Annotated in this window: 15 protein-coding genes; 8 read left to right on the forward strand and 7 right to left on the reverse strand. The window is 63.1% G+C overall.

The window, feature by feature from the left end:
• Positions 1-30 precede the first annotated feature (30 nt).
• Entirely contained in the window at positions 31-1320 is a 1290-nt protein-coding gene (locus M5J06_RS10665; RefSeq protein ID WP_070597163.1) for an ABC transporter substrate-binding protein, read from the reverse strand.
• Between the two features lie 125 nt (positions 1321-1445).
• Positions 1446-2435 (reverse strand): ABC transporter ATP-binding protein, encoded by a 990-nt coding sequence (locus tag M5J06_RS10670; protein WP_250224632.1) that lies wholly within the window; start codon positions 2433-2435, stop codon positions 1446-1448.
• A 48-nt stretch (positions 2436-2483) separates the two neighbouring features.
• On the opposite strand from M5J06_RS10670, the gene M5J06_RS10675 reads away from it, so the two are divergent.
• From M5J06_RS10675 to M5J06_RS10685, 3 genes are all read left to right on the forward strand, one after another.
• Complete coding sequence (locus M5J06_RS10675; protein WP_193629268.1) at positions 2484-3044, forward strand: hypothetical protein; 561 nt, start codon at positions 2484-2486, stop codon at positions 3042-3044.
• 42 nt (positions 3045-3086) lie between these two features.
• The gene (locus tag M5J06_RS10680; protein WP_250224633.1) at positions 3087-3962 is read left to right on the forward strand and encodes a biotin--[acetyl-CoA-carboxylase] ligase; all 876 of its coding nucleotides are present in this window, start codon (positions 3087-3089) and stop codon (positions 3960-3962) included.
• A 292-nt stretch (positions 3963-4254) separates the two neighbouring features.
• The gene (locus M5J06_RS10685; RefSeq protein ID WP_250224634.1) at positions 4255-4698 is read left to right on the forward strand and encodes a hypothetical protein; all 444 of its coding nucleotides are present in this window, start codon (positions 4255-4257) and stop codon (positions 4696-4698) included.
• Here M5J06_RS10685 and budA read toward each other — a convergent pair.
• Positions 4695-5414: an acetolactate decarboxylase gene (budA, locus tag M5J06_RS10690; RefSeq protein WP_250224635.1), complete on the reverse strand. Its 720-nt coding sequence runs from the start codon at positions 5412-5414 to the stop codon at positions 4695-4697. The genes M5J06_RS10685 and budA overlap by 4 nt on opposite strands.
• Here budA and M5J06_RS10695 point away from each other — a divergent pair.
• Positions 5400-6662 (forward strand): 5-(carboxyamino)imidazole ribonucleotide synthase, encoded by a 1263-nt coding sequence (locus M5J06_RS10695; protein ID WP_256485996.1) that lies wholly within the window; start codon positions 5400-5402, stop codon positions 6660-6662. The genes budA and M5J06_RS10695 overlap by 15 nt on opposite strands.
• Positions 6663-6704: 42 nt before the next feature.
• Positions 6705-7205 (forward strand): 5-(carboxyamino)imidazole ribonucleotide mutase, encoded by a 501-nt coding sequence (gene purE / locus M5J06_RS10700; RefSeq protein ID WP_070597167.1) that lies wholly within the window; start codon positions 6705-6707, stop codon positions 7203-7205.
• Here purE and M5J06_RS10705 read toward each other — a convergent pair whose 3' ends face one another.
• A complete protein-coding gene (locus M5J06_RS10705; RefSeq protein WP_250224636.1) occupies positions 7206-8099 on the reverse strand; it encodes a ribokinase in 894 nt (297 codons plus the stop codon).
• Positions 8100-8130: 31 nt separating this feature from the next.
• On the opposite strand from M5J06_RS10705, the gene M5J06_RS10710 reads away from it, so the two are divergent.
• Positions 8131-8604 (forward strand): YdcF family protein, encoded by a 474-nt coding sequence (locus M5J06_RS10710; protein WP_250224637.1) that lies wholly within the window; start codon positions 8131-8133, stop codon positions 8602-8604.
• Here M5J06_RS10710 and M5J06_RS10715 read toward each other — a convergent pair.
• Positions 8601-9086 carry a hypothetical protein gene (locus M5J06_RS10715; RefSeq protein ID WP_070685081.1) on the reverse strand — a complete coding sequence of 162 codons (486 nt, stop codon included), beginning with the start codon at positions 9084-9086 and terminating at the stop codon, positions 8601-8603. The two genes, M5J06_RS10710 and M5J06_RS10715, sit on opposite strands and share 4 nt — an antisense overlap.
• A gap of 38 nt (positions 9087-9124) precedes the next feature.
• Positions 9125-10165 carry a ribonuclease HI gene (locus M5J06_RS10720; protein WP_144675569.1) on the reverse strand — a complete coding sequence of 347 codons (1041 nt, stop codon included), beginning with the start codon at positions 10163-10165 and terminating at the stop codon, positions 9125-9127.
• Between the two features lie 94 nt (positions 10166-10259).
• Between M5J06_RS10720 and M5J06_RS10725 the strand changes: the two genes are divergently transcribed.
• A complete protein-coding gene (locus tag M5J06_RS10725; protein WP_070521314.1) occupies positions 10260-10754 on the forward strand; it encodes an RNA polymerase sigma factor in 495 nt (164 codons plus the stop codon).
• Positions 10747-11796 (forward strand): hypothetical protein, encoded by a 1050-nt coding sequence (locus tag M5J06_RS10730; protein ID WP_250224638.1) that lies wholly within the window; start codon positions 10747-10749, stop codon positions 11794-11796. The genes M5J06_RS10725 and M5J06_RS10730 overlap by 8 nt, the downstream gene beginning before the upstream one ends.
• Here the strand turns inward: M5J06_RS10730 and M5J06_RS10735 are convergent.
• Complete coding sequence (locus tag M5J06_RS10735; RefSeq protein ID WP_250224639.1) at positions 11793-12350, reverse strand: TetR/AcrR family transcriptional regulator; 558 nt, start codon at positions 12348-12350, stop codon at positions 11793-11795. The two genes, M5J06_RS10730 and M5J06_RS10735, sit on opposite strands and share 4 nt — an antisense overlap.
• Positions 12351-12388: the final 38 nt, after the last annotated feature.

Genomic DNA, 12388 nt, shown 5'->3' on the forward strand with positions numbered 1-12388 from the left:
CTTACTCGCGCCCCATTCACGCTGGGAAGATTAACCCTGCGCGGCTGCCTCGATGGCGGCCTTCATGTCCTTCGTTGCGTCATCGACGGACTTGCCCGCGGTCAATGCCGCGTAAGCGTTATCCTGCACGGCCTTGGAGATGGCGGTGTAGAACGGGGAAACCGGACGCGGTGCGGCGTTCTCCAGGGATTCCTTCAGAGCCGGAAGGTACGGGAACTCCTCCACCAGGGACTCATCGTCGTAGATGGAAGCCAGTACCGGCGGGAAGGAAGCCTCAGCGAAGGACTTCTGGTTCTCCTCGTTGATGATGAACTTCATGAAGTCCAGGGCCGTAGCCTTGTGCTCGGAGTTGATGTTGATGCCGTTGTTGTAGCCGCCGAGCGTGGAGACACCGACGCCGTCCTTGCCCACCAGCGGCTGGACCTCGAACTTGACGCCCTTTTCCTCAGCGTTGGTGTACATGTACGGCCAGTTGATGGCGAATGCGGTCTTGCCCTCGGTGAAGGCCAAGTTGGTCTCCTCCTCCGTCGTGGCGGTGGAGTCCTTGGAGATGGTGCCGTCTTCGTAGGCGTCGACAAGCGCCTGCAGGCCTTCCTTGGACTTGTCCGAGTCAACGGTCACGTTGCCCTCGTCATCCAAGATGGAGCCGCCCCAGCCCTCGATGAAGCCGGCGGTGTTGACGGTGAGGCCCTCGTACTGCTTGAGCTGGGTGGTCAGGCAGGAGCTATCGTCCTTGATGGCCTCGCAGGCAGACGCGATGTCCTCGAACTTCTCCGGAGCCTTGTCCGCCAACTCGGTGTTGCGGAAGAGCAGCTGGCCGTTGGTGTTCTGCGGCAGCGCGTAGAGGGTGTCGTTGTAGGTCGCGGATTCCACGGTGGGCTCCAGCAGGCCAGAGGTGTCAACCTCCAGGTCACCGGTCAGCGGTGCCAGCCACTGGTTTGCAGCAAAGTCCGCGGTCCAGACCACGTCGAGCGCCATGACATCGTAGTCGGAGTTGCCCGCTTGCAGGGACTGCACGAGGGTTTCGCGCTGAGCGTCGGCCTCGCCGGCGAGCTCCTTGAGCTCGACCTTCTCGTCCGGGTGCTCGGCGTTCCATGCCTCGATGATGGGGGTGATCTTGTCGGTGTCGTTCTTGCCCATGGCAAAGGTGATGGGCCCGCGGCCGCCACCATCGGTGGAGGAGGCATCGGAGCCAGCGCTTGACGACGACCCCTCGTCGCCCGACGAGCAACCTGCCAAGGTCAACGCGAGTGCAGCGGTGGTGACGACTACGCCGCGGCGGACAGAACGCAGCGAGCTAGGGAGAAACGGCTTCTTCATGGAGTATTCACCTTTCGGAAAACTTTTGATGACTTCAAAATAGGGGATCATCCCCACAAGGCACATGGTTTTGGCTTTTAATTCACTTCACACGGGGGTGAAGCTACCCCTGTTAGCGCTACTGCCTAAGCCTCGATGCGCTGGCCGGTTTCCGGATCGAAGTGGTGGGCCTCGCGGGGGTTAAAGGTCAGCACGACGTTCTCACCGCGCTGCGGAACGTTATTGCTCGCGCGGGCAACGAAGCGCTGCTCGCCCACCATGACGTAGACAAAGGATTCGGAGCCCAGCTCCTCCACGAACTCCACCGTGCCCTGGAAGCCTACTGGCCCCTTGTTGATGAACATCTTCTCTGGGCGCACGCCGACGCGGCCGCCGTTGTAGTCGAAGATATTCATCGCGGGGGAGCCGATAAAGCCGGCGACGAATTCGTTAGCGGGGGCGTCGTAAAGCTCGCGCGGTGGGGCGACCTGTTGCAGTTCGCCGTCTTTGAGAACGGCGACGCGGTCTCCCATGGTCATGGCCTCCACCTGGTCGTGGGTGACGTAGACGGTGGTGGTGCCGAGGCGCTGCTGGAGGCTGGCCAGCTCCGCGCGGGTCTGCACTCGTAGTTTGGCATCGAGGTTGGACAGGGGCTCATCCATGAGGAAGGCCTTCGGCTCGCGCACGATGGCGCGGCCCATGGCCACGCGCTGGCGCTGACCACCGGACAGGTCCTTGGGCTTGCGCTGCAGGTACTCCGTGAGCCCGAGGGTCTTGGCGGCTTCCTCGACCTTGGCTTTGATGTCTGCCTTGGGCATCTTGGCCAGCTTGAGGGAAAATCCCATGTTCTGGGCCACGGTGAGGTGCGGGTACAGCGCATAATTCTGGAAGACCATTGCGATATCGCGCTCGCCGGGCTCCAGCCCTGTGACGTCTTTGCCGTCGATGAGGATGCGGCCGCTGGAGACCGGCTCGAGTCCCGCGAGGGCGCGCAGGGTGGTGGATTTACCGCAGCCGGACGGTCCGACGAGGACCAGGAATTCGCCATCCGCAATCTCGAGATTGAGGTCTTTGACCGTGGGGTTCTCGGCGCGGGGATAGGTGATGCCGACGTTCTCAAAAGTGACCTTTGCCATGGACACACACTAGCACCCAGCGGCACGTGGATTAGGCTGGAATTCGCTATGAAGAAGTTCGCCCCGCTCCTCACAGTGCTCTTGGTTGGTTGCTCTAGTACGGAATCTGCAGAGACTTTCACGCCGCTAACAACTGTTTCCACTGGTACCGCTGACGCGTCTTCGACGCAGTCCACTTCGCCTTCCGCGGCTCAGCGCGATACCGTGTTCCGCGCTATTTTCGCCGACACCGTGGACTCATCTAAGGTCCGCTCACAACTGGTGGACAACGGCAAGGTTGATCGTGACACCATGCGCGCCAGCATGAAGCGGATGGGGCTGGACCTCTCGGATTCGGAAGCGCAAGAATACGGCGAGTGGGTATGTAAGTGGGTCGCCCCGGAGATCCGCTACGTGCTGGTGACTGAAGGCAAACCAGATAGCCTCGGCACGAAAGAACGCGCGGACTACGACAAGCTGGTTGAGGACACCGTGTCCTTCCTAGCGGATTCTCGGCAGATCTCCGTTACGCCTGAACAGGTAACCCATGCTTTGCCGCAAGCGGTCTTGACCACCTGTCTCGACGAGGCCACCGCACACACAATTCTGGCCAATCCGGATTACTTTTAGTTACGTCTAGAAGGCCACTGCCCGGCGGGTAACCTAGGGTGCATGACTGCACTTGATATGGACCGCATCCGCGAGGCGCTACGTGAAGACTTCGCTGTCATCGATTTCACCGAGTCCACTGGCTCCACCAATACTGATCTCATGCAGGCGGAGAAGGTGGCTGATGGCACCGTACTGCTTGCCGACGAACAGGTGGCCGGCAAAGGCCGCTTGGGCCGCCAGTGGGTGAGCCCGGCGGGGTCGCAGCTTATCTTCTCCGCACTGATCCTCCCGGAGTCGCTAGAGCACCTTGGCACCCTGCCCCTGGCTGCCGGTTTGGCCGTGACCGACTCGGTCGATGGTGCGGTGCTCAAGTGGCCGAATGATGTGCACATCGATGGCAAGAAGCTGTGCGGCATCCTCGCGGAAGCCGGCCCGGTGGGGGAGGCTTTCAAGTCCGCTCCGAAGACTGAAGTCTCGAAGGCCGAAATCAACAAGGCTGAGGTCAACAAGGCCGAAATCAACAAAGCGGAAATCAACAAGGCTGAGGTCGCGCCCAAGACTCAAGCCGCTAACCCGCCTTCAGCACGCGTGGTCGTGGGCATGGGCATCAATGTCACCCTGACCCGGGAGGAACTGCCCATCGAGGCCGCGACTTCGCTTGCGCTCGAAGGCCTTGATACCGACCGCACTGAGCTGGCCATCACCGTTCTGAAGAACCTGCGCCGCCGCATCACCCAGTGGGAGCAGCAGGACCCACAGCTCATGGCTGATTACCGCAAGGTGTGTTCTTCCATTGGCCAGGAGGTTCGCCTCGAAGCCCCGACGGGCGATGTGATCGGCACCGTCGAGGGCGTGGCTGACGACGGCCGCATCAACGTCGGCGGCGAGTACTACTCCGCCGGTGATGTCATCCACCTGCGCCCGGCTGATAAATAATCGCCCGCGCGGGGACATCCAAGCGTCGACCGGCGAGGCCTTCATAGAAGGCGCCGTGCTCGACACATGGCGCTATTCAAAAGGCATCTGTCAGAAGGCATTAGTCAAAAGGCGTCTTTGGGGTCAAAGACACCTTTTGGACGCCTCCACATGGCGTTTTCGGGGGCAAAGACGCCTTTTGACTGACGCCTTTTAGGAAATGCCATGTGCGAAGCCTTGGCTGGGCCTTCAAGGTTTGGGACGTGACGTCCTCTCACCTGGACAGTGGGAGCAGGGAGGTACCATGTGCCCCATGAACCTCATGCAGATGGGCCGCGGCGAAGTTGTTCGCGCGGACATGACCGCCCCGTTTCGCACGCTGCTCTTTCCTTTTCTAGAGCTCGTCGTGATTACTGGGGTGTGCTGGATCGCCATCGGCTGGTGTGACTACAACGGCATTGACCTAGCGCTTCGCAATGGCTTAGTAGCTATATGGGCCCTGCTTGCCGTCTGGCGCTTCATCGTTCCTCTCGTCAAGGCCCGTCGCAAGCGCTTCATCGTGACTAACCTGCGCGTCATCGCTCGCGAAGGCAAACGCGTTGATTCGATCCCGCTCACCGATATTCGCGGTGCGCGCCGCCGCCGCGGTGGGATCTCGCTGGCACTTCACGGCTATGACAAGCCGATGTATTTTCCCTCCATCCCCAAAGCAAAGCGCGTCGAAGACATCCTCAACGAGCAACCGGTCTGGGGCTAGCCCTTAATCTCCGTCGTATGCAGCTGCTGGTCCAGGTCCTCCGGCGCCAAGTTGGCGGAGCGGAACTCGTGGGTCAGCGGCAGACGCAGATCGAGGTCCGTTCCGGGGCAGAGCTCAATCGTGGCCTCATCCACCGTGTAGTCCAGCACGTGCCCTCCGGAGGTACGTGCAGCGTCGATGAAGTGCACGTGGCATCCGGGCACGGAGATTCCCTTCTCAAAGACCGGCGTGCGGAAACCACCGATGACGCCCTCGACGTCGTCAAAGCGCAGCTCCTTGTCACCGCCCACCGCCTGCGCCATCGGCGGGTAGGGCTTGCTCTGCTTGACCACCGTGCGGGTGACCACATTGCTGAAGCGTCCGGCGATACGCACCGCGTACATGTAGTTGGCGGAAGGCTCGACCTCATCGATGAAGGCCGACAGCTCCTCGCGCTTCAATCCTTTGGGCGCGGCCACCTTAATACGGGGGACAAAGTTCGTGGCCACCGCGAAGGGGGTTCCCTGGTCCAAGTCCGCCACCGTCGCGGTGCCATCGCCGCGCAGCTGGTAGCACACCCCGTCGAGGATAATCATCTCGCCGTCCAGCGCATCGAAGGTTCCGATACCGAAGTTGCCCTTGCCCAAGAGCTCACCGATGGTCATTTCGCCGTCGTAAATGCCATCCAACAGGGCGGTCATGAGGGAGTTCTGAAAGATGGTATGCCGGACGATCATGGCCCCAAGGCTAGTATTGGAAGAGTGAGTGAACAACACAAACCCCTCGTTACTGTTTATGGAGACGGCCAGCTTGCGCGCATGATGCAGCCGGCCGCCGCCGAGCTCGACATCCACCTGCGCGTGCTAGCCTCCGCGCCGGATAAGTCCGCCGCCCAGGTGATCCCGGACGTCGTTCTCGGTGACTATCACGATCTCGACGTGCTCACCGCCGCCGCAGACGGCGCGGATGCAATCACCTTTGAGCACGAGCACGTTCCCACCGAGCACGTGCAGGCGCTCATCGCCGACGGCCTCAACGTCCAGCCCCAGCCTTCCGCCCTCCTCTACGCGCAGGACAAGCTGCTCATGCGCCAGAAAATGGCAGAGCTGGGCGCCCCAGTGCCGCGCTTTGCCGCCATCGAATCGGTGGAGGATGCGCGGGATTTCGCCGCGCTTGTCGACGGTTCCGTGTGCCTCAAAGCCCGCCGCGGCGGCTACGACGGCCATGGCGTGTGGTTCCCGTCCGCGGAGGAGCTGGAGCCGCTCGTCGCTAAGCTGCTTGCGGCCGATACCCCGCTCATGGCCGAAGAAAAGGTCAACCTCACCCGCGAGCTGTCCGTGCTCGTCGCCCGTCGCCCCTCCGGCGAGGTGAAGGTCTGGCCGGTCACCGAGTCCGTGCAGCGGGACGGCATCTGCGCCGAGGCTTTTGCCCCCGCTCCGAACCTTTCGCCGGAGTTGACCGAGCGCGCCATGCAGGTGGGCATCAAGGTGGCCACCGAACTTAGCGTTACCGGCGTGCTGGCGGTGGAGCTCTTTGCCTTCGCCACGAAGCAAGACGCCGGCTCCATCATCGCTTCCGCCTCTGGCGCGCCGGGCGCGGTTGTTGAGGAGGATATCGCCGTCAACGAGCTGGCCATGCGCCCGCACAATACCGGCCACTGGACTCAGGATGGCTGCGTGACCTCGCAGTTCGAGCAGCACCTGCGCGCCGTGCTGGACCTGCCGCTGGGCTCTACCGCAGCCCTGGTCCCGGTCACGGTGATGGCCAATGTGCTGGGTGCCGAAGAAGATCCGCAGATGCCCATGCCCCAGCGCGTCCGCGAAGTGATGGAGCGCTACCCAGAGGCGAAGGTCCACCTCTATGGAAAGGACCACAAGCCGGGCCGCAAGATTGGCCACGTCAACGTTGTCGGTGAGGACGTGGCGGAAACCCGCCGCATCGCCCACGATGCCGCCCACTTCCTCGTCCACGCGCAGTGGGCTTAAGCCCGCAGCGAGCTTGAAACCTATTTAATAAGGAGAGTTTTTATGGAACCACTCGTTGGCCTGATCATGGGCTCTGATTCCGATTGGCCCACCGTCAAGCCCGCCGCAGAGGTGCTCGCCGAGTTCGGCGTGCCCTTCGAGGTAGGCGTTGTCAGCGCGCACCGCACCCCGGAAAAGATGCTGGCTTATGCCAAGTCCGCGCACGAGCGCGGCCTCAAGGCCATCATCGCCTGCGCCGGTGGCGCGGCTCACCTGCCGGGCATGGTCGCCGCGGCCACGCCGCTTCCGGTGATCGGCATCCCGCGCGCATTGAAGGATCTTGATGGGCTCGATTCGCTGCTCTCCATCGTGCAGATGCCGGGCGGCGTGCCGGTGGCCACCGTCTCCATCGGCGGAGCGAAGAATGCCGGCCTGCTTGCCGTGCGCATTCTCTCCGCGGGTGACCCGACACTGGTGGACAAGATGGTGGCCTACCAAGAAAACATGGCCGCCGAGGTGGAGAAGAAGGACGAGAACCTGCGCTCCCAGCTCCTCGGGGAGTAATTAGCTGGGAAGCTTGCTCTTGAGATCGGGGTAGGAGGCCTGCGCACCTTCTCCGGTGACGGCGTAAGCCCCAACTCGAGCGGCAAAGGTGGCGGCCTCCACGAGGCCGTCGCCGTGGAGCAACCGGGCGCACAGCGCGCCGGCGAAGGCGTCACCCGCGCCGGTCGTGTCGACGGCGGTGACCTGCGGGGAGGGAACGTCGACAAGCTCAGCCCCTTCGGCCACGAGCGCTCCCCGCGAGCCCAGCGTGAGGACCACCGAGGCAAAGCCGGCCTCCGTCAGACGCCGCGCCAGCTCCTCCGGCGCGCCCTCGCCGCTCAGGCCCAGCTGCTCCAGGATGAGCCCGGCTTCGTGCTCATTGGCCAGCAGCGGATCGGCGCGCAGGAGAGCTTCCTTGTCAACCTCGATGACCGGCGCGAGGTTGACCACGACCCGCCCCGTCGCCAGCTCTATGGCCTTGGCACAACCCTCCGCCGGAACCTCGCCTTGGAGCAGAATGAGTTCCGATTCGGTGATAGGGGAGGAGTGGGTGGTGACGAAGGGAGCGTCGACAAGCGCATTGGCCCCCGGCACCACGATGATGGTGTTTTCTCCCTGCTTATCCACGGTGATGACCGCCAAGCCCGTCACCTCCTCGCTGGCTTCGACGTGCGTGAGGTCCACGCCGCTGGCCTGCAAGTAGTGCATCGCGGGCGTGGCATAAGCATCGTTGCCCACCGCGCCGACGAAGCTGACCTGAGCACCCAGGCGGGCGGCAGCGACCGCTTGGTTCGCTCCCTTGCCGCCCGCGGTGATGGTGCCGCCGCTGCCCAGCAGGGTTTCACCCGGCTGCGGGTGCCGCGCGGTGTGGACCACGAGGTCAGCGTTGATGGAACCGACTACGCACATGCTCATGCTGACCAGTATGCACGCTAAGCTAGCGGGCATGCAGTTTCCGCTTCTGGTGTTGGGCGCGCGCGTGGAGGGTGGCGAGCCCGGCTCGTTGCTGCGCAGCCGCTTGGACCGCGCGGTGGTGCTGGCGCGCGTGCTGCCGGAGGAGCCGATCATCGTGTCCGGTTTCGGGGAGGCGGAGCCGATGGCGCGCTACCTCATCGAGCGGGGCGTGGACCCGGAGCGGATTCGTGTGGAGCCGCTGGCTACCAGCACTAACGAAAACCTTGAGCGCGCCCACGCGCTGTGCCCGGACTATGACTATTTCCGCGTCGTAACCAATGACTTCCACGTGCTGCGCACCCGCCTGTGGGCCTGGCACCTGGGGATTCGGGTCCGCATGCATGGTGTTGGCACCCCGCGGAAAGACCGCCCATGGAATTACCTGCGCGAGGTGGTGGCGACTCCGCATTCGCTGCTGCGCATCGTATGGCGGCGGGTGGTTGCGCGGCGGCGGCTTGTGGCCTAGGCGCCGAAGAACATGAGCACGATGGCGATGAGCCAAATGACAAACCAATGGCGCTTTTGCGGCGTGGTTGGGTTGGCCTTCTGCTGTAGTGACTTGATGAAATACCAGGCGCCGGGCAAGGCGAAGCCGATGCCCATTGCCACATCGCCGTCAGTAATTCCGGTGAAGCCTACGAGGAGCGAGAACAGACTCAAAAGCCCCTTGAAAAAGGAGAAGCTGTGGATCGTGCCTTCCATTGGCTGTTGCGCAGGGGCATGGTCAGGCAGGGGAGCTGGGGTGTAGGCGCGCTCCGGCTCGGCAAAGGGCTCTGCGATAGGTTCAGCAAAGGGCTCCACACTCGGATCCTCATACGAGTCAACGAAAGGGTTCGCCGAAGGCTTCGCGTCTGACTCGCGCGCGGGTTCCGCGAAAGGATTCGACCCACGGCCGGGGAGAGGCTTGTCCGGCTCCTCAAAAGGGTTGGAGTCAAAGGGATTGCTCATGTGGCTTAGCCTATGTCACCAGTGAACCAAAGCCCGAATTAGAGCTTGGCCAACGCCTTCGTGATTCCTTCCTTGAGCGTTGCCTGCGATTGCTTCATTGGATGCGCAATCGCCCGCAGGCCCATGTACGCAATCTGATCCGCAGCCCGGTTCAGCGGGTCGCCCGCATGCCCCAACACGCGGCGGATGGTCACCTCGCAGACTCCTTCCACGTCATGCCACGCCTGCTGGAAGCGCGAGCGCGAGCCCGAGGAAAGCCCGCGCCACACCCCGCGCGAGCGCATCGCCTTCGAGCCCTTCTTCCGAATCTGCTCCACCGCTTCCAGAGCAGCTACTGAGTCCGACTCGATGATCGCCTTGGTTGCACCGACCTTGAGCAGGTATTTCAGCGCCAAGGTGAGGGATTCGAGCTCGAGCTCATCGGTGCTGGCCGTCGTCTCGCGCGTGCGCAACCGGTAGTCGCCGTTGCTGGCCACGAAGCACATGGAGCCCTTGAACACCGTGTCCGAGGAAGCGTCCGTGGCGATGCGCACGGTGGCACCCTCGGGCCAGGAGGAGGCCGTCGAGAAGTTCGGCCACCAGTGCGCCTTCGGTGTGTCCACCTTTACTACTTGCTTCTTGCGCGGGGCCTCGCCTTCCTTCTTGGCGCGGCGCGCGGTGATTCCGGCCTGCTTGCGCCGCACGGAGCTGGCGCTTTTCGACGCCCTATTCTCCTCCGCAAAGCTCCCCGTCACGGCATAGCCGCGCTTTTCCAGCGCGGCCCGCAACCCCGACTGCCGGCGCCCGGTGACGATCCACCTGCGTCCCCGGAGCCCCTTGGTGGCTTTCTCGAATTCGCGGACGGCAACCTCAACGATGTCGCCCTTTTTAATCTGGCCCTTGCGCACGAAGCGCGTCTTCTTGGTGTTGACGGCGATGACCCAGCCGTCGACAGTTCCGTTTTCGGCGGAATCCCAGCGCTCATCCCACAGCGCAATAGCCACATGCACGGGGGCTGAGATCATGTCCTTGGTGATCTTGCGCGTGCCGTAGGTGCGCGATTGCGTGCCCGTCAGGGCCGAGAGCTCGAGTGGTTCCATCCCCTTTAGTAAACCATTTCACCGCTTCCCTGTAACGCTCGGGCGTCTAGTGCAACATACTCAGTGAGCCCATTAGCATTCTGGAGTTTTATTAGTGTCTGTTCTTACCTTGCCTGGTTCGCGCAAGCGGGAGTTTTCCCGCCTGTTTCGCGAGCATTACCCGGCGGTGCTGGCGTATCTGCGCCGCCGCGTCCCACCGAGCCACGCCGAAGAGCTGGCGGCCGACGTCTTCGAGCGGGCCTGGTCCGGCTTCGACTCCTTGCGCGGCACGCCGCTGCCGTGGCTCTATGGCATCGCCCGCAACGTGATGCGCGAGTTTTACCGCACCCGCCGGGAGACGGAGAACCTCGATGATCATGAGCTGGAATCCTATGCCGGCTATGACGCCGTCGATGCCAACCTCGACATCACTCGCGCGCTGATGCAGCTTCCGCACGCGGAGCGCGAGATTCTTACGCTCCACGCCTGGGAGGGACTCGACCACCCCGATATCGCCGAGGTCCTCGGCATTTCCCGCAATAACGTGCGCGTTCGCTTGCACCGCGCGCGTACCCACCTTTCCGAACTCACAGGAGAAACCGATGCCTAGCTCTCTCGATATGCTCCGCGCCGCCAACCCCGTTCCTGACACAGCGCTTGACGACGCCTCCCTCGCCCGTTCCGAAGAGACCCTCGCAAAGATAACGAAGGGCCGGCCCACGTGGACAATAGCGGCGGCTTCCGTCGCGGTGCTTGCGCTCATCGGTGGTGCCTTCCCGCTGCTCAATAACTCGGAACCCGTGGCCTCGGCCGCGGAGATTCTGACCCAGGCCGGCGAGGCAGCCGCAACCCAGCCCGATGCCGTGGATAAGGGCGTGACCGCGAAGGAATACATGAAGCGCGTCGATACCCTCGGCGATGCCACGGCAATCACCGAATATGCGGTGGATGCCGGCGGCGCCGTGGAGGTCTCCTCGCAGGGCGAAGTGCCGGGCTTTGACCCGCAGCCTTCCATCAACCCGGAGGACCTCGTCATCGCGTCCGACCGCGCCGGGCTGGAGAAGCTGGCGGATTCCTTCCCGAACCGCGCGCTGGGCGCGCTGGAGCTGCTGCTCCAGCCGGGCTTGAGCAGTGAGCAGCAAAAGATTGCCTATGACATGCTGGCGGAAGCCGACGGCAACGAGGTCGGCACCGTCGAGGGCGAAGGCGAGGACCAGCTGGTGACCGTGATTCGCGATTCCGACCGCGTCTCCTTCTCCGTCTTGCCCGCCACCGGCCAGCTGGTGCGCGTGGTGGGCCTGGTGGGGCCGGACGTGGAAACCACCATCGATGCCACCGCCATCTTGGACTGCGTGTCCGTGACGGGTTTGGAGGGCCCGGACCGCATCTCACTAGCGTGCGCGGATAATAACTACCTGGTCAACGAGTTGGACTGGCAGCGCTGGGGAGACGATTCCGCGGAGGCAGACGGAGTGGCCGTCGAGAATGACTGTGACCCCAATTGCGCGGAGGGTAAATTCAGTGAGGATCGGGTGAAGGTGGTCGTCGACAAGCGCGTGGCGTGCGGCTACCACGCCGAGGTCTACTCCCGCGTGCGCGTGCAGTACCCGGATGGGCGGGAGGAAGAGCAGCAGATTGGTTGTGCGCCCTAGGTAAGTTGACGCAGCGCGAACTGGCCGTACATCTCGCCTAAAGCCTCGGCGGTGTAGTCACCGTCGGGGCTAAACCATTGGGCCACACCGATGCCCATATCGATGAGCGCCCAGCAGGCGATTTTGAGGTTCTCGGCGTGGAAGTCGCCTTCGTTGACCACGGCCATCCAGCGGGCGACATAATCGCGGCGCAGTTGCAGGACGACGGATTTGTGGGGTTCTTCGAGGTTGGTGAGCTCGTTGTTGACCACGCGGACGCGCCGGGCGTGGGTGGCGTGGTAGATGACGTGGGCTTTCATGGTGGCGACGAGCTTGTCGCGGGGATCGCTCAGCCCGGCGAGGCAAGCGGCATTGGCGCGAAGGAGGTCCTCCATGGCGGTGATGGTGACTTCGGCGAGGAGCTCCTGCTTGGAGGAGAAGTGGTTGTACAGGCTGGAGGCGCGCATGCCGACGGCTTTGGCGATGTCCTCCATGCCGGTGGCGTGGTAGCCGCGCTGGTCAAAGAGGTCGAGTGCGGCGGCGGCGATTTGGTCGCGGCGTCTCTGGTTGGCCATGGTGGGCGTCCTCCTCATTGAGCTAATGGCGGTTAGTA

The organism is Corynebacterium intestinale, assembly GCF_023574125.1.
In the GTDB taxonomy this organism is placed as follows: domain Bacteria; phylum Actinomycetota; class Actinomycetes; order Mycobacteriales; family Mycobacteriaceae; genus Corynebacterium; species Corynebacterium hesseae.